Raw genomic sequence first — 20621 nt, 5'->3', positions numbered from 1 at the left:
CACTTGATCCATCAATTCGATCTGCGCACGAGCCGTTCACACCGATCAGCGGGCGGGCAACCGGCGAAGCCTTCTCGGGCCTACCTTCAGCCATCCCCGAGTAAGGGAGAATTATGAGCGAGCCGAATCAGCGCCTCGTCGTCCATCTCATCTATTTCCTGAAGCGTCAATGTATCCACCTGGCCCTGCTGCGGGTGATCTGGCTCCGGCTTCCCTAGATCATGCCCCAGGTCGGCGGTTTCCAGTAGTTCGCACAAATACCGCAACACGGCGTCCGCAGTCGGATAGTCGAATGCAAACGTAACCGACAAGTGCAATGCTGTCGCTGTGGATAACCGATTTCTGAGCTCTATCGCCATCAACGAGTCCAATCCGATTTCACGGAACGGAGCATCGAAATCTATGACCTCGTTCGGCTTCCCGATCACAGCCGCTATGTTGGCGCTAAGAAGATTGTGAACAGCACGTTCGCGTTCGCGCCCTGTCTTGGCACGCAGTGCGAGAGCACTCGAGCGATCGGTATCCGATCGGTCCCGAGAGCCACGGTTGGTCGAGCGCTTCGTCACCAAATCTTGGAAAATCGGCGAAAGTCCCGAAGTGTCACCCAACTCGGCCTCGTCGAGCCCAGCGGGAATCAGGCACGGGCGATCGTAACCCAACGATGCGTCGAAAAGAGCGAGCCCATGCGCAGTCGACAATCCGGTGACGCCCTGGCGGGCGATACGTTCACGGTCCGCACCGGTCAGATGAGCCCCCATCCCACGTCGGTCGTCCCACAGTCCCCAGGCCATCGATATCGCAGGCAGGCCATTGTTTCGCCGGTAACGGGCGAGCCCGTCCAAGAACGCGTTCGCCGCAGAGTAATTTGCCTGACCCGCACTCCCGATCGTCCCCGCCGCCGCAGAGAAGAGTATGAATTTCTCCAGTTGGAGCTCGCGGGTGAGCAGATGCAGATGCCATGCGGCCGTAGCCTTCGGCCGAAACACTGTCCCGATCCGCGATACCTCCAGTTCGGAGATGACGCCGTCGTCGACCACGCCGGCCGCATGGACAACGGTGGTCAGTCGGTACCGAGAGGTGACGGTGCGAATCAAAGCTGCCAACGCCTCGGGATCCGAGACATCGCAGGCCAGAATCTCAACCTCCGCACCGAGACGCTTCACCTCGGCCTCGAGCTCGGCAGCGCCGTCGGCGCTCGGCCCCCGCCGGCTGACCAGGATCAACCGTGGCACGCCATAGCGTTCTGCGAGGTGCCGAGCTATCCGCGCGCCAAGAGCACCCGTGCCACCGGTTATCAGCACGGTGCCGTCGGGGTCGAATGACGAGAGCGCGTGCGATGTGGCTCGAACCCGCTCCAGTCGCGGTACGAGGCGTCGCCCCCGCCTGATCACGAACTGGGGCTCGACCGTGTCGCCGATCAGGTATCCAGGAAGCGCCCGCAATGAATCTTCCTCATCGTCCAGATCGACCAACACGATCCGGCCCGGGTGCTCAGCCTGTGCGGAACGAACGAGCCCCCAGACCGCTGATTGCACAGGGTCTCCCGCCGACCCGTCCGCGGGAACGGCCATACCCCGAGTGACGACGACCAGCTGGCCTGACGACAGGGTCGGCTCGGACAACCACTCCTGGATGGCAGTCAATACCGATTCCACGGACCGGCTTGCGACCGTGCCGACGTCGTCACGCACTTCGTGCGCACACCGAAGAAGCGTCAGCTCCGGGATACCGCCATCGCTTCGAACCGTGGCCGTCAACTCAGCCATGGACACGTAATTCGGCCCGGGCAAGGCCAGATCGGCCGCGGCAACACTCACCCATCCGCTCACCCAATCGACATGCGTGGAAACGGCTGAAGCGTCGTTCCACCCGATTTCGTACAGTGAGCTGACCTGGTCGATGCCGGCAGTGCTACGCAATTGCTCGGCGGAGACCGGGAGCAGGACCATCCCGCGGATGTTTCCGATGATCCGGCCGGAGTCATCGAACAGCGTTATTGATATGCCTTCGTCGCTGGACTCGCGTATCCGAACCCGCATCGACCGCTGCCCCTGCACGTTGAGAGTGACGCCTTGCCACACGAAAGGGATGCGGGGACGAGCGAGATCAGTATCCGCATCCGCAATCAGACCAGAGACGACCTCCGGCGTCCCGTTGACGCCGAGCGCATGCATTGTCGCGTCGAACAGCGCAGGGTGCAGCTCGAACGAGCCGGAGTCGAGTGAATCGGGATATCTGATCTCAGCGAATATCTCGACATCTCGCCGCCACACCCTGCGTAGCGAATGGAAGGCAAGGCCCCAGTCGTAGAACCCTTCTCGAGCGACACTCGCATAGTAATCCTGAATGTCGAGTTGCTGCGCCCCGTCCGGCGGCCACGTCGCCGAAGCGGCCGTGGATTCGATTGCGGTGACACGATCCTGCGCACTGACGATTCCGCGCGCAAGTATCACCCATGGCGTGCCGGGGAGCTGCTCTGCACGGCATCGCAAAGAGAATTCTCGCCTGCTTGCTCCATCCGAGCTTAGTATATGCAGCTGAAGCAGCACGGAGATACTCGATGGCAATACTAGTGGCGCATGGTGAGCCAGTTCCGTGACTTCGGCACAGCCCACTTGTCGTCCCGCCCACGACGCCAACTCCACCCAGGTCGTGCCAGGCACAATAACTCTCCCGTGCACGACGTGATCGAGCAGCCACGAATGCTGTCGGGTGGAGATCCGGCCCTGATAGATCATCCCACCGTCCGCCAGCTCGACTGATGCGTTCACCAGTGGATGGCCGGTGGGAGAGCTGATATTTGACGAGCCATCCAGCCAATAGTTCCGACGGCGGAAAGAATACGTTGGCAGCTCGATCTGACTGCCGACAGGATAGAACGCGTCCCAATTCACGACAGAACCGTGCGTATGCATTCTGGCGATCGCGCCCACGGCCGTATCGAGTTCGGGCCGATTCTTCCGCAGCAGCGGTACTACCGCGACTCCAGCCTCATCCACAAGTGAAGAGAGCGTGGCATCCGGACCAATCTCGAGGAAACGAGTGACGCCAAGGCCGCGAAGCGTCTCGACTCCGTCATGGAAGCGCACTGTACGCCGGAGATGTTCTACCCAGTATTCCGGCGAGCGCAACTCGTCGACGGTCGCCACCTGCCCCGTGACATTGGAAATGATCGGAATGGCCGGTTCGCCGTACTCAAGACCGAGTGCTACTTCCCGAAATTCTTCGAGAATCGGGTCCATGCATGCCGAGTGGAAAGCTTTGCCGACGGTCAGCCGACGCGTCTTGTAGCCATTCTGTTCCAGAACAGCGGCGAGGTCGAGAGCGTTTCTCTCCAAACCGGAGACAACAACGGAGTGGCTGCCGTTCACAGCGGCCAACGACACCTCGTCGGTCAGATGCGGGAGGACATCTTTCTCTGTTGCCGCAACCGCCACCATGGCACCAGGAGCAGCCAGGCCCTGCATGAGCCGCGCGCGTGCTACAACAAGGACTACAGCGTCCTGGACCGACAGCACTCCCGCAATGTGAGCTGCGGTAATCTCACCGATCGAGTGACCGATGAGATATTTCGGCTCGACGCCCCAGTGCTCCATCAATCTGTACAGGGCAATCTCCAGCGCGAAGAGCGCGGGTTGTGTGTAGCCGGTCTGATGCAGCAGGTACCCGTCCTCGGCCCACATTACATCCTGAAGACGACATCCGAGTTCGCTGGACAGATAGCCGCACACCTCATCGAGCGCGTCAGCGAAGACTGGAACCGCGTCATAGAGGTCACGTCCCATACCTGAACGCTGAGCGCCTTGTCCGGTGAACATAAACGCGGTTTTCCCACCGTCCACCACACCAGAAGTTACGTTCTCGACAACAGAACCATGGAGGATGGCAACGAGCCCCTCCCTGAAGTCGTCGAGGGATCGACCCACTACGGCGGCGCGATGTTCGAAGTGCGTGCGCGTGGCCAACGCACGCCCGACGGCCGACGGGCTGACTTCCGTAGCCGCGAAAGCAAGAAGTCGTTCTGCTTGAGATCTCACCCCCTCCTCGGTCTTCGCGGAGATCATCCACGGCAAGACTTCCAGCGCTGTCGCACCCGGCAACTCCGCCGCGGGATCCGACGCCGGTTCCTGCAGCGGTGCCTGTTCGAGGATGAGGTGTGCGTTGGTGCCGCTGATACCGAAGGAGGACACCGCTGCCCGCCGTGGTTGTTCGCCCTCGTCCCACGGCGTCGGACGGGTCAGTAGTCGTACTCCCGCGGACCAGTCCACGTGTGGTGTGGGCTCGTCGGCATGCAGGGTTTGCGGGAGTATCCCGTGACGCATCGCCATCACCATCTTGATCACCCCGGCCACTCCCGCGGCTGCCTGGGTATGGCCGATATTGGATTTCAGCGATCCCAGCCACAGCGGACGATCGGAATCCCGTTCCCGCCCGTAGGTGGCCAATAGCGCCTGCGCCTCGATCGGGTCACCCAGCGAGGTACCGGTGCCATGTGCTTCGACCACATCCACCGCGGTGGCCGGGATTCCCGCGTTGGCCAGCGCCCGCCGGATCACCCGTTCCTGCGCAGGGCCGTTGGGAGCGGTCAAACCGTTGGAAGCGCCGTCCTGGTTGACCGCGCTGCCCCGGACCACCGCCAATACCCGATGCCCGAGACGACGCGCATCCGACAACCGCTCCAACACCACCAAACCAGCACCCTCGGCGAGGGCGAATCCGTCGGCGCGCGCCGAGAACGATTGACAACGCCCGCTCGGCGTCAACGCCTGCAACCGGGACAGCTCGACGAACATTCGCGGCGTCGGCATTATCGCAACGCCGCCGGCCAGTGCCATCGTGCATTCCCCGGCTCGCAATGCCTGGCATGCCTGGTGCAGTGCCACCAGGCTCGACGAGCACGCCGTGTCCACCGTGACCGCGGGCCCCTCCAAGCCGAAGATGTAGGAGATACGACCCGACGCGACACTCCCCGTATTGCCTGTCACCACGTATCCGTCGAGATCTCCCGGAGCTCGCGCTCCGTACTCCATCGTGACCTCGCCTATATAAACGCCGGTTGACGTTCCGCGCAGGGCAGCTGGGGCAATACCAGCGGATTCGAATGCTTCCCACGCGGTTTCGAGGAGCACACGCTGCTGGGGGTCCATCGCGAGCGCCTCGCGGGGAGAGATGTTGAAGAACTCGGCATCGAAACTTCGGGCGTCGTCGAGAAATCCGCCCTCACGGGCATAGCTGGTACCGGGCTTTTCAGGGTCGGGACTATAGAGGCCCTCCAGATCCCAGCCACGATCTCGAGGCATTGATGAAATCACATCACGGCCCTCGGCCACCACCGACCACAGCTGTTCCGCTGAACGGACTCCGCCGGGATAGCGACAGCCGATTCCAACGATCGCGATCGGTTCGCGAGCACCACGTTCGAGTTGACGTACTCGCTGGTTTGATTTACGCAGATCGCCGATCGCTGTCCGCAGGTGCTCGCGCAGTTCTGTCTCGTCCGCCACGATCAGGCCTTCCCGTCGAGTTCGTTACCGAAGGCGTCGTCGCGTTCGTTGCTCAAGGCCGCGAACAATTCGTCGTCTGATGCCGACGCCAAGTCCTGGTCAGGTGTGCCCCAGTCATCGATTCCTTCCAGCAGCGCATCAACTTTCGAACCGAATGACCGCAAACGCTGCTCGAGATGACCTTCGACCCGCTGAGTCGCGGCAAGGGCCGTAAGCATGGACTCGACGGTGTCCAGTCCGTCGATAAGAGATCTCTCCCCCGCACCGGAGCGGGAGACCGAATGGCCGTCGACCGACGACAGCTGTCGTCTGAGGTGGGTTGCGACGGCGGTGGGGGTGGGGTGGTCGAAGACCAGGGTTGCGGGTAGGGGTAGTCCGGTTGATCGGGAGAGGCGGTTTCTGAGGTCGACGGCTCCGAGGGAGTCGAATCCGAGTTCTTTGAAGGCGCGGTCGGGTCCGATGTCGTGGGGGGAGTCGTGGTTGAGCACGGTCGCGACGTGGGTGCGGACCTCGGTCAGGAGCAGGGTGTCCCATTCGGTTTCGGGGATGCCGGCCAGGCGTTGTGCCAGCGATGCGGAGCTGTGGTCGTGGTGGGTGCGGGGGATCAGGTTCCGTGCGGCCGCGGGTGCTGTTGCTGTGCGTGCTTGTGTCTGCCACGCGGTGGTGTCCACCGACATCGGGACCAGGAGGGGGTCGGGTCGGTGTCGAGCGAGGTCGAATAGTTCCATACCGCGGCGGGCCGGGATCGGTACCAGTCCCAGCCGGGTACGGATTCTGCGTTCGGCTCGACGGCGTTCGATGATGTCGAGTTGTTCGTGCATACCGCCGCCACCGGTATGGGCCCACAAACCCCACGCCAATGATTGCCCCGGTAGTCCGTGTGCTGTCCGGTATCGGGCGAGGGCATCGAGGAATGCGTTGGCTACCGCGTAGTTGCCCTGTCCCGGGCCGCCCAGCAGAGGTGCTGCCGAGGAAAACATCGTGAACTCGGCCAACTCCAGCGAGGCGGTCAGTTCGTGCAGATGCCAGGCCGCGTCGAGTTTGGGGCGTAGTACCTTCTCGACCTGGTCCCGGTCCAGCGACTCGATCGCACCGTCGTCGAGCACACCCGCCACGTGGAACACCGCCGAGAGCGGGTGCTGCCGCGGTATCGCTGCCAGCAGCCGGGCCAGGGAATCGCGGTCGGCGATGTCACAGGCGATCGACTCGGCCCGGCATCCCAGCTCGGCCAGCTCGCTCAGCAGCCGGCGGGCTCCTTCGGCGTCGGGACCCCGGCGGCTGACCAGCAGTAGATGCCCGACGCCGTGCTCGATGACCAGGTGCCGTGCCAGCAGCGCGCCCAGTCCCCCGGTGCCACCGGTGATCAATACCGTGGACTCGGGATCGATACCGCGGCGCCGTCCGTTTTCCGGGGTCGTTGCCGGCACCGGCGACAATCGTGGTACGAACACCGATCCCGCACGCACAGCCAGCTCGGGTTCGTCACCGACCCGCAGTAGCGCCGGCAGGGCCCGGCGTGAGCTTTGCTCGTCGTCGAGATCGATGACGGCGAAGCGGCCGGGATGCTCCGCGGCAGCGCTGCGGACCAGCCCCGCCAGCGGAGCCACCGTCAGATCCGGGACCTCACCGGCTCGGGTCACCGATCCGGCCTCGGTCACCACCACCAGACGGCGCCCCTCCCAACACCGCTCACCCAGCCAGGCCTGGAACAAACCCAGCAACCGATCCGTATTCGCCTTCACTCCCGACACCACACCCACACCGGTATCGGCCACACCGATATCGGGCAGGGCGGTGGTGGCGGGTAGCGGCACCACCACCACATCCGGGAGCTGGGCTCCGGCTGCCACAGCCGCGCTCAGCTCACCGAGATCGGTGTAGCGGTCCGCGGGAACACCCCCCACCGGATCGGTCTGGGTGTTCGAACCCCGGTCACCGGCATCGAGCACCGCGACACACAATGCGTCGCCCTCGGGATCGATATCGATCCGTTGCCAGTCCAGCCGATACAGGTCGTCGTAGCTACCCCGGGCAACCGCGAGCGCAGCGGGATCGACCACCCGCGCGGTCAACGACTCGACACCGACCACCACCGCACCCGACTCGTCCCACCCGGTCAGCCGATACACATCCGGCCCCACCGCCACCACCCGCACCCGCAACCGCGACACACCCGCAACGCGCAGACGCACACCCGACCACGAGAACAGCAGCGGTGTGCGCCCGGACTCACCGGCAGCACCCAACACACCCAATGCCAGATGGAACGCCGCATCGAACAACGCCGGGTGCAACCCGAACTCCCGGCTGCGCTGCACGTGATCGGAATCCACCTCGACCTCGGCGAACACTTCCTCACCAAGCCGCCATGCCGAACGCAGTCCTCGAAACGCCCGACCGTAGACCACCCCGATCCCGGCCAGACGCTCGTACACAGAGCCGACATCAACCACCACCGCTCCCACCGGCGGCCACACCGACGCCCCCGATGCACTCTGTTGATGCGCCGTATCAACGGACAAGACTCCGGTCGCGTGGTGTGTCCACTGCCCAGCCTCGAGCTCACCTGACGTCTCCGGACGCGAATAGATATCGAACGTGCGACGCCCGTTGGCATTGCTCTCCGTCAGCCACAGCTGCAGTTGCACCGCGCCACGCTCAGCCAGTGCGAGAGGTTTCTGCAGGGTCAGTTCCTCGACCAGCTCGGCACCGACACGACTGCCTGCCGTGAACGCCCACTCCAAGAAACCCGTCCCGGGGAACAACACCGTGCCCAGCACCGCGTGATCGACCAACCACGGGTGACTGTCCAGCGACAACCGGCCGGTGAACAACCAACCCCTGCCGTCACCCACATCCATCCCCGCGCCAACGAACGGATGGTCGACACGTGACAAACCCACCGACGCCGCGTCGCCGGCACCGGTACGAGACTCCAACCAGAACCGGCGACGTTGGAACGCGTAACCAGGAAGCTCCACCCGCCCTGCGCGGACCGGGCCCAGCCATCGACCCCACTCCACGTCGACGCCAGACACGAAAGCCTCAGCCAACGACAAGGCGAACCGATCAAGACCACCGTCCCCACGACGTAGTGAGCCCAGTATTGCCACCGCGCCATTCCCTGCCCCGGCCTCGACGGTCGACTGGAGCGCGGCCGTCAGCACCGGATGCGAGCTCACCTCGACCAGCGCACTACAGCCGCGAGCAAGCACAGCACCGGTTGCGTGCTGGAACAGGACCGCCTGACGAAGGTTGCGATACCAATAATCCGCGGTCAAACCTCGTGTATCGAACAACTCACCAGTCACCGTCGAGTAGAACGGCGTTACCGACGGACGTGGCTGGACCGGCGTCAACTCCTCGATCACAGTGGCTTGAATCGACTCCACCTGTGTCGAATGCGAGGCGTAATCGACCGGTATCATCCGAACGTAAACCCCGGATGACTCCAAAGACTCGCGCAGTTCAGCGAGTGCAGACGCTTCGCCGGAAACCACAACCGAATCAGGCCCGTTCAATACCGCTATCGAGATCGCCCCGCCCCACTGGCTTATTCGGTCAGCAACTTGTTCCACCGGCAGTGAAACGGCGAGCATGCCACCCTGGCCCACCACCTTCAGCAATGCTTTGCTGCGCAATGCGATCACCCGAGCAGAATCTTCGAGACTCATGGCGCCCGCTACATACGCCGCCGCGATCTCCCCCTGCGAATGCCCCACCACCATCGATGGCTCCACCCCGCAGGAACGCCAAAGCGCCGCCAACGACACCATCACAGCAAACGAAGCTGGCTGCACGACGTCGACACGATCCAGATCCACCGCGCCTGGGGCCTGACGCAGCACATCTTCCAACGACCAATCCACATACTCTGCCAACGCGACCGCACATGACCGTATGTGCTCGGCAAAGATCGGTGAAGCATCCATCAACGCCGCACCCATTCCCACCCACTGTGCGCCTTGGCCGGGGAAGACGAAGGCCACCTTGCCGCTGCGGGCTTGTCCGCGAACCAGGTTCGGGGTTTCCCCGCCCCGGGCCAGGGTCGCCAATCCATTCAATAGATCTGCTCGGCCGGTTCCCAGGACCGCTGCCCGATGGTCGAACACCGCTCGTTCGTTCACCAGGGCGTGAGCCACCGCGGCCGGGTCGAGCTCGGGTCGATCCGACAGCATCTGCCACAACCGCTGAGCCTGTTCCTCGAGCGCGGCGCCGGATTTCGCCGAAATCACCAGCGGGGCCGGAGCACCCGCGGCCTGTGAGCGTGGGGCATCGTCGCCGGCGTCGACGGTGGGCTGTGGTGGTGCCTGTTCGAGGATGAGGTGTGCGTTGGTGCCGCTGATACCGAAGGAGGACACCGCTGCCCGCCGTGGTTGTTCGCCCTCGTCCCACGGCGTCGGACGGGTCAGTAGTCGTACTCCCGCGGACCAGTCCACGTGTGGTGTGGGCTCGTCGGCATGCAGGGTTTGCGGGAGTATCCCGTGACGCATCGCCATCACCATCTTGATCACCCCGGCCACTCCCGCGGCTGCCTGGGTATGGCCGATATTGGATTTCAGCGATCCCAGCCACAGCGGACGATCGGAATCCCGTTCCCGCCCGTAGGTGGCCAATAGCGCCTGCGCCTCGATCGGGTCACCCAGCGAGGTACCGGTGCCATGTGCTTCGACCACATCCACCGCGGTGGCCGGGATTCCCGCGTTGGCCAGCGCCCGCCGGATCACCCGTTCCTGCGCAGGGCCGTTGGGAGCGGTCAAACCGTTGGAAGCGCCGTCCTGGTTGACCGCGCTGCCCCGGACCACCGCCAATACCCGATGCCCGAGACGACGCGCATCCGACAACCGCTCCAACACCACCAAACCAGCACCCTCGGCGAGGGCGAATCCGTCGGCGCGCGCCGAGAACGATTGACAACGCCCGCTCGGCGTCAACGCCTGCAACCGGGAAAATTCCGCGAACGATCCCGGTGTCGACATCACCGTCACGCCGCCGGCCAGTGCCATCGTGCATTCCCCGGCTCGCAATGCCTGGCATGCCTGGTGCAGTGCCACCAGGCTCGACGAGCACGCCGTGTCCACCGTGACCGCGGGCCCCTCCAAGCCGAAGATGTAGGAGATACGACCCGACGCGACACTGGCCCCGACCCCCGTCGCCAGATACCCCTCCAGGTGAGCCGGAGCACCTCCCAGATCGACATAGTCCTGACCCATCGTCCCGATGTATACGCCGGTGTGTGATCCGCGTAATGCCGAGGGCACGATTCCCGCGGATTCGAACGCTTCCCACGCGGTTTCGAGAAGCACGCGCTGCTGGGGGTCCATCGCGAGCGCCTCGCGGGGAGAGATGTTGAAGAACTCGGCATCGAAACCCGCCACGTCCTGTAGAAACCCGCCCTCACGCACATACGACGTCCCCGCCCGATCGGGATCCGGGTCGTAGATACCCTCCACATCCCACCCGCGATCACCGGGGAACCCCGAGATCACATCCCGGCCCTGCGACACCACAGACCACAGATCATCAGCCGACCGAACCCCACCCGGGTACCGGCAACCCATACCCACGATCACAATCTGATCGTCTTCGCCAACCGAGTCCGCGGCACGTCGTACCCGAGCGGCAGTGGCCGATACCAGCGTATCGGTCGCATCGCAGACATCCGATGGATTCAGACCGGTCACCGCAGCCCCGAGATCCGCGAGGGTTGCGCATCGATACAGCGCCGTGGCGGGCAGCCGACTACCGAACTTCGCATTCACCGCCTCGGTGATAGCTACCGCTTGCACAGAATTGATGCGCAACTCGCCGATCGGGCGGTACGCATCGAGGTCGCGTCCGACAACTTCACCGGCCAGCTCTTCGATCAGCTCCACCGGTGAGCCTGCAGGCTCAGTCGGTGCCTGATCCGATGCATCCACCGGTAGCAGAGCCGGTCCACTCGTCATCGAACCCAACTCTGCGACGACAGCCGACAGATAGTTCGCTGCCTGTACCCCGTTGAAGACGCTGTGATCGAACGCTACAACGACCCTGCGCTGCGACTCGGAAGCTCCTGTAGCCAGGCCGCCGAGAAACAGCGTAGCTACGGCTGGTGGCACCACCGTAGGAACAGCGTCACTCACGTTGTCGCCGAGGTAAGATAATAACAGCGTTGCACTGCCATCCACCGACGAAGTGCCTGCGTGCGCAGTCTCGATAGAACGAACCCAATTGTTATGGAATTCGTCGAAAGAGAGACGCTCGACCCCAGCAATTCCAGCGACCTCAAGATCACCATCAGACGCGGCGACGCTGATACCAATATTCACATTGTCGAACACCCGGATGTTGTCGCGATCCAGCGTTCTGGAGCGAAGAGCAGGGTGGGACGCTGCAGCACGGGCAGCACAGTACGAGAACACTTCGAATTCGGTGACGAAACCGGCCGATCCGGCATCGCTGATCGCCCAGGTAGCCCGTTGGAGCAGATCGGCGTCGATCGACACTGCAACGCTGGCGGGCACGACCGAAGCCAGCCCGTTACGCATCACTGTGTTCAGGACACGTTGCCGCTCACTGACTCTCCGGTCGGAGAAGGAGGGACGCACCGCGCGTTCTCGATTCTTGAGATGCACGTCGAGGTCGGCTGGAGCCAAAAATCTCCCCTTGCCGGGTACCGCTGCCAACTCCTCCTCGGAAATGCCGAGGCTGCCCGCATACTTCCGTGTCTTGGGAGGTATTATTCGCTCAGCGCGTCCGGGTGGGCTCTCGATGTTGCCGCTGGCCGGTTCGTCTACGGCGGCGCGCTCGGGGCTCGAACCCGTTTCTGCGACCACGCTGAGAATTTCAACAACCTCCGCCCCGATGTCGACAGTGTCCTCTTCCTCGACAAGCCAGCTGCCGAGCACACCCGCTACCGGAGACTCAATGTCGACAGTCGCTTTAACTGTCTCCACCTCGTAAATTGGTTCGTCTTTGGCGACAGCATCTCCGGGTGTCTTGTACAAGCGCACGATTCGCACGTCGACTTGCCCCTCACCCAGCTGAGGAATCGTCAGTCGCCGCACTTCACGAGGTCCACTCATCACGCCTTCAATCATCAAACAACGGTCGACAGGACAGCGCGCACAACATCATCCGGCGTCGGCATTACTGCTGATTCCAAATCGGGATGGAAAGGAATATGGATGTCATCGCGTGCCACCAGACGCGGTGGCGCCAGGAGTTCCGCGAAATTGTCGTCATCGGTGATCAGATCAGCAATCAGTCCAGCACCGAAACTGCTGGTCCGGTTGTCCTCCTGCAGCACGATCAATCGGCCGGTTCTGCGCAGAGATTCTACGACGGTCTTTCGGTCCCACGGAACAAGCCAACGCAGGTCGATCACTTCTACCGATATGTCCTGCGAGGCGAGGAGGGATGCGGCCGCCGTGGCGATCTCCACGCCGTTTCCCCAGGTGACCAGGGTCGCGTCAGTACCACCCTCGACAATCCTCGCGCCTCCGTGCGGCACCGGTTCGAGGAGTTTATCTGCATAGCGTATTCGCATGAGATGCTTCGGCACCAGTATCAGGGTCGGATCATTAGAAGTAAATGCGTCCAGGAATATCATCTCGGTGTCGACCGGGTTTCCGACTACAGCGACCCTCAGCCCTGGCATATGCGTGAAAAACGCTTCGTTGCTTTGAGAATGCCAAATTCCCCCACCCGGCAGGTAGGCGCCATACGGCGCATATATTACAAGCGGGCAAGACCATTCTCCCGCAGTTCGCCATCGCAATGTCGCGACTTGATTTGCTATCTGATTCCAAGCGGGCCCGACGAAATCGATGAATTGAAGCTCAACGACCGGTCGGAGTCCCACACTTGCCAGACCGACGGCCGCGCCCACGATCGTGGCCTCGGCCAGGGGCGAGTTGAACACACGTCTACCAGCAGCAGTGCCAAGACCCTTCGTAAATCCGAATACACCACCCTTCGGATCTTCGATGTCCTCCCCGAACATCAACATCTCCGGTATCTCGGCGAGGCCGCGCCGCAGCGCGCCATTTACTGCATCGACAATGGTTTCGAATCGGCCGTGCGCTTCGATGACGCCACCCCGCGAAGGGCTGAACAGATGGGAACGAAGATTCCGGACATCATCGACCGCCTCGCCGACCACCGACGAAACTTCTTGTTCGACCTCGATGCGCACCTGATCCCATAATGCCGTCGCATCTTCTTTCGACAATGTCCCCCGACCGATCAGCCGATCCGTGAACACCACGATGGGATCTCTCATCGATGCGATTTCACTTGAGTCTCGATACACTCGTTGATCATCCGACGATGTGTGCGAGTCCAGCCGGTCCAGTTCGCACCATAGCACTGACGGACCGCCGCCGATCCGAGCCTTTTGCGCTGCGACCAATGCGGCGTTTCGCATGTTTTCGGGATCAACGCCGTCGACACGAACCACCAGGGAATCATGCAGAACCGGTAAATGCACAGGCGCAAGTCCGCGCGTAGGTGTACTGATGCCGTAACCGTTGTCCGAAACCAGGAAAACAACGGGCAGTTTCCGATCAACGGCGAACATAACGGCCTCGAAGAACTCACCCTGCCTCGTGGATGCCTCGCCGATCGAGCACAGAACGATCCCGCCGCCGCCGGTCAGCTTTTGCGCCCATGCCGCACCGACAGCGGGAAGACATTGGCTCGCGACAGGGCTAGCAATCGAAAAAATGTTGCTTTGCCGGTCGGAGAAATGCGAACCCATATTTCGCCCACGAGAGTGCGATCCGCTGCTCGCTATCAGATCTCGAGTCATATCGACAATACTCATACTTCGCGCCATCAGAGTAGCGCGATCGCGATAATGTGGAAAAATGAGATCGTCCGGCCCGAAAGCGGCGGCCGCGCCTGCCAGCCCTTCGTGACCGGAAGAAGCCAGATGAAACCAAGCAACGCCCTGCCGACAGAGCAGGCCAGCTCGACGCTCGAACTCACGCGAACGCATCATTGTGCGCAAAAGATCCAACGATTCGCTGTCGCCGATTCCCTGGCAATCCGTGATGCAAGTCGTCTGTTCGATCAAACCAACCACCCACTATCGATATTGCAGACGAACCGACGCGAGTTAGTCGGGTTCGGGACGGATTCGGAGAAAACGGCGCACCAGGTCGATCGCTGGTCGCGGCACCGACCCCTGCGAGCAAGCAGCTTGCAGTACCAGCTCGATGGCTGCATCAGCCGCATGACTTCGCGCCATGCAGGTAAGCGTTCGACGGTGAAACATCGGGCGAGCCCCGGAAACGGCGAAGCACCCCATCGCTGCCGTATTCGGCTTCGGCAGTACAAGTCGCTTCTGCTCACTCGTTACCACATGATCATATCAAAGGTTCGAAATCTGTCGAGCCGCCGACGGCCGTCACTGCCCACGATAGAATCGTCAGTCACCCCCACATACTCGATCAGCGCTCGCGATCTCGAATCGAGATCGCACTTCGCCGCTATCGCACTGCCTTAGGCATTCATGACGCCTTCGGTCATTCAATGAGTATCTTCGTCGCCGCTTTCGTGAGATACAAGACCGGAGAATTCTAGGATTGAACTAGCTCTTCACGTATCTGATTGTATAGATTTAGAACAGACCATGTACTCCGCCGGGGACTTCATGGTCCAAGTGAACCGTCACGGGTTGGGTACCGCTTCCCACTAGAGGAAGATGGTTCCCATCATGTCGAAGCGATACCCGCCCGAGGTTCTTGAGAAGGCCGTGCGCCTGGGCTCTGGAACGGCTCGATGAATACGGCACCCTGTATGCGGTGGCCCAGGCCATCGCGCCGCTGGTCGATGTCCATTTCGAGACGTTGCGGATCTGGATCAAGAAGGCCTTGGCAGAGGGCGCCCGACCGAGCGGAACGGCCGGCGCGGGGTTGTCGGTGGCCGAGCGTGACGAGCTGAGCATGCCGTGCCGGGAGAACCGGGAGTTGAAGCAGGCCAACGAGATCTTGAAGCTGGCGACGGCCTTCTTCGCGCGGGAACTCGACCCGCGACACCGGTGATCGTCGGGTTCGTCGACGAGTATCGCCGGGTCTACGGCGTCGAGTCGATCTGCCGTGCGTTTGTCCACGCACGGGGTGCAGATCGCGCCGCGGACCTACCGCAGAGCCCGCAGTCGGCCACCCTCGGCCCGGATTCTGACCGACGCCTACCTCGAGAACACACTGCGCCGGGGCGGTACATCTGCTCGGGCCGCCCGGCGAGATCGTCCGCACTCGCCCTGGCAGCGGCCAACGAACGAGAACACCAACGGGCTTGGCACGGACCTCTCACGATGGTCCGCGCAAGACCTCGAAGCAGTCGCTCTCGCGCTCAACAACCGGCCCCGCAAGAGCCTCGGGTGGAAGACTCCTGCCGGGGTGTTCGACGAGCAGCTACGGCTCACTCTCACAACCCGGTGTTGCAACGACCGGTTGAATCCACCCAATATGCCTCGGTGAAGTTCACCGAATCACCGGCAATGCATGGCTTGTCGGCGTCGGTTCGTTCGGTCGGTGACGCGTATGACGATGCGCTCGCGGAGTCGATCATCGGCTTGTTCAAGACCGAGGTCGTCAACCGGCACGGTCCGTTCGAGACTCTCACCGAGGTCGAGTTCGCGCTCATTGAATGGTGCGACTGGTACAACAACGCCCACCTGCATTCGCGGCTGGACTACCTGACCCCGGCCGAGTACGAGGCCGCCTACTACGCTCAACAACCACCACGCCGACCGGCGCTGGCCTGAAACTGAAGCCGCTCCTCAACCCGTGACGGTTCACTTCACCCCCAACCTCGGCATCCTGGATGAACCTGGTCGAGGTCTAGTTCGGCGTCATCGAGCTCCAAGCCATCCACCGCGCGGCACCTTCCGCAACGTCGGTAAACTCCCCACCAAGATACGGGCTTTCATCACATCAGCTGGGACCCCCAGCCCCACCCGTTCGTCTGGACCAAGACCGCCGAAGAGATCCTCGCCAAGGCCCAACGCCCAACGACCTCGAATACGGACCACTAGAGCGAATTTCCCAGCCGATGCCGGTGAGCAGTACGAACAGGATGCGCTGGAGCACCGGCTGGTTGTCGATACGAGCCGGACCTCGGCGCGATCCCGGAACCTGCACCGGTAGTAGCGGCTCGATCACCGCGCAACTCATCGCCTGCGATCCGCGGATGGCTCCACCGCTGAACAGGCTGTACGACAGCATGACTCGCCGTGCGGTTGCATCTCGTCAGAAGCTCTCAGCACACTCTCCAGGGTTGTTGTGCTGGCGGAACGCCGAGATCATGAGCAGGATTCAGCGGCCGGTGAACCGCGCTCTACCGGGTCCGACCTCGAGAAAGCTCCGGATCGCGTCACGGGCGTCTGCGGTGTCGAACAGTGCTCCCGCCACCTGTGCGGTGATTGCGTCCGCCGCTGCCAGTCCGCCAGAACTCCACGCAGCGACTATGGATTTCGTTGCGGCGTGCGCTCGCGTTCCACCGTCGGCAAGCCGATCGGTCAGCATGCGCGCTTCGCGGTCGGTGTCCTCGGCGAGAATGTCGACGACGCCCCAGTTGTGCAGTGTTGCCGCGCCGTACAGCTCGCCTGTCAGCACCATCTGTCGTGCCCGCCCTGCTCCCGCCCGCCCGGCCAGCCGCTGGACGCCCCCCATGGACGGTGTGAGTGCCACCACCGTCTCCACGAAGCCGAACTGCGCTCGGGGATGCGCGACGATGAGATCGCATGCCAACGCGATCTCGACCCCTGCAGTCAGCGTCAACGCATGCGCCGCGAACACCACGGGACACGGTAGCGCCTCCAGGGGAGCGATGATCCGACTGTGCAGATCCCGCCAGAGTTCTACGGCACCGGCCGCGTCGCGGCCTTCGAATGCTGCCACGTCCGCACCACCGCACACCACCGGGCCCTCGGCGCGTACGAGTACCGCGCGCGGCGGCGCCTGCTGCAGCGACGCGATATGCGCGATCAGCGCTTCCCACAGGACCGGCTCGAACAGGTTGCGTGGGGGATGATCGATTGTGAGTACCGCCGTTTCCGCACCGCGGGGTGTGGTGTGGCGCTCCAAGCGCGCAGTGCGTATGGAGTTGTTCCTCATCTCGGTTTCCTGTCATCCTGTTGTGCTACGCCGATCAGCTGACATCGATTGCCGCGCGGGAAGGTTTCATTCGTCCTGCACCACGGTGGCGTAGCGTGGTCTACCCGATCGAAGCTCCTGGCTTGGGTATGCAGCGGTGAGTCAGGGATTGCGCACTGGCGGGCGGTGCGGACCGCGGGCGAGGCTCGCCGAAGTAGGCCGTCGCGTGGAGTGATGGCCAGGGTTGAGGTCCGCCGCTCCGGACCGAACAACCTGTCGCCGACGGCGCAGACTGCGCCCGGCCGCCGAATGTCACTGCGTGACTGATTGTCTCGTCTCGTCGTAGCCACGTCGTCGAACACAACTATGAACCCTAGCCTGCCGACCGCGATGACTTCGACACAGCGAATACTAGGTTTTCACTAAGAGATCAGTTCAGAATGAACTGGCGTGTCGTCTTCTCCTGCCCAGCAACGGCATCGATGATGCCGGTGTGCGTGAGGAGATCCTGACCGATGAACTGTGGACGCGACTGCAACCCTTGATCCCGCAGCAGCCCAGACGTTTCCGCTACCCCGGACGCAGACGAGCCGACGACCGTGCCGCCCTCGAGGGCATCTTGTTCGTCACCCGTACCGGCATCGGATGGAACCGGCTGCCCACCGCATTGTTCGGCGCCTCCGGGGCCACCTGCTGGCGGCGGCTCACCGAGTGGCACGAGGCCGGGGTGTGGCAGCGACTGCACGAAGAACTCCTCGCCGAACTCCGCGCGGCCGGAAAGCTGGACCTGTCGGCCGCCCTCGTCGACGCGACCCACCTGCGCGCGCTCAAAGGGGGGCCCACACCGGCCCCAGCCCGGTCGACCGCGCACGACCCGGCTCCAAGCACCACCTGATCACCGACGCCACCGGAATCCCCCTCGCAGTCCTCCTGACCGGCGGGAACCGCCACGACGTCACCCAGCTGCTCCCACTGATCGAAGCCATCCCGCCCATCCGAGGCATGCTCGGGCGCCCGCTTCGCCGGCCGCGGCGGATCTACGCCGACCGCGGCTACGACCACGACAAGTACCGCCGCCTGGTCCGCGCCCGCGGCATCACCCCGCTCATCGCCCGCCGCGGCACCGGCCACGGATCCGGTCTCGGCACCCACCGCTGGCCGGTCGAACGGACCTTCGCCTGGATCAAGAACTACCGCCGACTGCGTGTCCGCACCGAACGCCGCGCCGATGTCCATCAAGCCCTGCTGAGCCTGGCCTGCTCCATGATCTGCCTACGACATCTCATTCTGAACTGATCAGTAAGAGATCAGTTCAGAATGAACTGGCGTGTCGTCTTCTCCTGCCCAGCAACGGCATCGATGATGCCGGTGTGCGTGAGGAGATCCTGACCGATGAACTGTGGACGCGACTGCAACCCTTGATCCCGCAGCAGCCCAGACGTTTCCGCTACCCCGGACGCAGACGAGCCGACGACCGTGCCGCCCTCGAGGGCATCTTGTTCGTCACCCGTACCGGCAGCGGATGGAACCGGCTGCCCACCGCATTGTTCGGCGCCTCCGGGGCCACCTGCTGGCGGCGGCTCACCGAGTGGCACGAGGCCGGGGTGTGGCAGCGACTGCACGAAAAACTCCTCGCCGAACTCCGCGCGGCCGGAAAGCTGGACCTGTCGGCCGCCCTCGTCGACGCGACCCACCTGCGCGCGCTCAAAGGGGGGCCCACACCGCCCCCAGCCCGGTCGACCGCGCACGACCCGGCTCCAAGCACCACCTGATCACCGACGCCACCGGAATCCCCCTCGCAGTCCTCCTGACCGGCGGGAACCGCCACGACGTCACCCAGCTGCTCCCACTGATCGAAGCCATCCCGCCCATCCGAGGCATGCTCGGGCGCCCGCTTCGCCGGCCGCGGCGGATCTACGCCGACCGCGGCTACGACCACGACAAGTACCGCCGCCTGGTCCGCGCCCGCGGCATCACCCCGCTCATCGCCCGCCGCGGCACCGGCCACGGATCCGGTCTCGGCACCCACCGCTGGCCGGTCGAACGGACCTTCGCCTGGATCAAGAACTACCGCCGACTGCGTGTCCGCACCGAACGCCGCGCCGATGTCCATCAAGCCCTGCTGAGCCTGGCCTGCTCCATGATCTGCCTACGACATCTCATTCTGAACTGATCAGTAAGAGCTTTCGAGTAGGTCGGCTTCGCAGACGTCGCCAACGGAACCGACACAACAGCGCCGGTGCCTGCTCGACAGCCCCAGCAGGCACGGTTGGCGGCTCTGCCCTGGCGGTACCGACACCCGGCCACTCACGCTGCCGGAGAACAGCGAGGGTTTCGACGACTCGATCGTTCGACAGCCCGGCCGAACTTGCCTCTTCGGTAGCCGAAGACAACTCGGGGACTGGGATGTTTTCGCTGTCTGCAGTGCCTCGATGTGGTCGTTGTCGCCTGTTGCGACCACGCTCACGTTCGGCGGGCGCCGGTCCCGAGCGGTGCGGCGTCAAAGGAGGATGCGGGTAGCCAGTGCCCGATGCAGGTCGTTTCGCGCGTGTCAACATGAGATTCGCAACGCCGCTCGGTTAGGCGCGACAATTGGAGACTAGTACCATTTGGTACGGGCTCGAACCGCAGCTCGGGGGGTGCGTTGAACGTGCACAGAAGTCGGATCAACACAGTCGCGTCGTCGCGTCGAAAGAGCAAGTGGCAGAGAGCATCTCGCTCTGCTCGTGTTGGACATTCGCGTTCTGGTCGGTACCTGTTCCCACCGGGAAGACCCGATCGACGCGCGGCCTCAACGAAGCGGAGGCCCGCGGCTCCGCGCACATGCTGCGCTTCCGCACCGCTCACATGCCTCGCCGCCGGGATAAGCGGGTCTGTGCGATGCCTGATGCGCAGGATCGGCCGGGTAGTCGAAGCTCCTTGCTCACCCTCGCCTATCAGTGGCGACCTCGGGGCACCGAGCCGAACCACTTCGAGTGGGAGGCAACTTCGAGAGGTCGGTGCAGTTCGGGGCACGGGGCGACAGTCACGT

At 63.3% G+C, this 20621-nt stretch carries 8 protein-coding genes, 1 pseudogene and 1 other annotated feature; of the genes and pseudogenes, 5 read left to right on the top strand and 4 right to left on the bottom strand.

The features are described from left to right. Positions 1–86: 86 nt before the first annotated feature. Genes LTT61_RS24770 through LTT61_RS24760 form a run of 3 tightly spaced genes read right to left on the bottom strand, consistent with a single transcriptional unit; the run spans position 87 to position 14574 of the window. Positions 87–5504 carry a type I polyketide synthase gene (locus LTT61_RS24770; protein ID WP_233016441.1) on the bottom strand — a complete coding sequence of 1806 codons (5418 nt, stop codon included), beginning with the start codon at positions 5502–5504 and terminating at the stop codon, positions 87–89. 2 nt (positions 5505–5506) lie between these two features. Beyond that, complete coding sequence (locus LTT61_RS24765; RefSeq protein WP_233016440.1) at positions 5507–12586, bottom strand: type I polyketide synthase; 7080 nt, start codon at positions 12584–12586, stop codon at positions 5507–5509. After that, positions 12586–14574, bottom strand: a complete 1989-nt coding sequence (locus LTT61_RS24760; protein WP_233016439.1) for a dehydrogenase E1 component subunit alpha/beta — start codon at positions 14572–14574, stop codon at positions 12586–12588. Before LTT61_RS24760 ends, LTT61_RS24765 begins: the two co-directional genes overlap by 1 nt. Positions 14575–15295: 721 nt before the next feature. Between LTT61_RS24760 and LTT61_RS24755 the strand changes: the two genes are divergently transcribed. The 3 genes and pseudogenes from LTT61_RS24755 to LTT61_RS24745 all read left to right on the top strand — a co-directional run bounded on the left by LTT61_RS24755 (position 15296) and on the right by LTT61_RS24745 (position 16260). Beyond that, positions 15296–15535 (top strand): hypothetical protein, encoded by a 240-nt coding sequence (locus tag LTT61_RS24755; RefSeq protein ID WP_233016438.1) that lies wholly within the window; start codon positions 15296–15298, stop codon positions 15533–15535. Then, positions 15496–15625, top strand: a sequence feature (AL1L pseudoknot). It overlaps the preceding gene by 40 nt. Positions 15626–15742: 117 nt before the next feature. Then, a pseudogene (locus LTT61_RS24750) lies at positions 15743–15950 on the top strand (transposase); the annotation flags it as partial. Positions 15951–15969: 19 nt separating this feature from the next. Further along, a complete protein-coding gene (locus LTT61_RS24745) occupies positions 15970–16260 on the top strand; it encodes an integrase core domain-containing protein (RefSeq protein ID WP_233016437.1) in 291 nt (96 codons plus the stop codon). Between the two features lie 550 nt (positions 16261–16810). On the opposite strand, the gene LTT61_RS24740 is transcribed toward LTT61_RS24745, so the two are convergent. Beyond that, positions 16811–17611, bottom strand: coding sequence for an enoyl-CoA hydratase/isomerase family protein (locus LTT61_RS24740; protein ID WP_233016436.1), 801 nt, complete (start codon positions 17609–17611; stop codon positions 16811–16813). A gap of 472 nt (positions 17612–18083) precedes the next feature. On the opposite strand from LTT61_RS24740, the gene LTT61_RS24735 reads away from it, so the two are divergent. Together LTT61_RS24735 and LTT61_RS24730 are read left to right on the top strand one after the other, a co-directional pair. Further along, positions 18084–18886, top strand: a protein-coding gene (locus tag LTT61_RS24735; protein WP_233016410.1) for an IS5 family transposase whose coding sequence is annotated in 2 segments (ribosomal slippage) — positions 18084–18420 and positions 18420–18886 — 804 coding nt in all. Because the reading frame shifts where the segments join, the coding sequence is not laid out codon by codon here. A gap of 74 nt (positions 18887–18960) precedes the next feature. Then, positions 18961–19763 (top strand): IS5 family transposase gene (locus tag LTT61_RS24730; RefSeq protein ID WP_233016435.1). Its coding sequence is split into 2 segments (ribosomal slippage): positions 18961–19297 and positions 19297–19763, totalling 804 coding nucleotides; the frame shifts between segments, so codons are not numbered across the junction. The last annotated feature ends 858 nt before the right edge of the window (positions 19764–20621 follow it).

Source organism: Nocardia asteroides, from assembly GCF_021183625.1.
In the GTDB taxonomy this organism is placed as follows: domain Bacteria; phylum Actinomycetota; class Actinomycetes; order Mycobacteriales; family Mycobacteriaceae; genus Nocardia; species Nocardia asteroides_A.
Note: the sequence above shows the minus strand (reverse complement) of the source record. Positions and strands in the feature narration are given on the sequence as shown.

Bases quoted from the DNA above. Each gene is read 5' to 3' on its own strand.
- LTT61_RS24765 (WP_233016440.1), bottom strand. From the start codon at position 12,586: ATGATTGAAGGCGTGATGAGTGGACCTCGTGAAGTGCGGCGACTGACG.
- LTT61_RS24740 (WP_233016436.1), bottom strand. From the start codon at position 17,611: ATGAGGAACAACTCCATACGCACTGCGCGCTTGGAGCGCCACACCACA.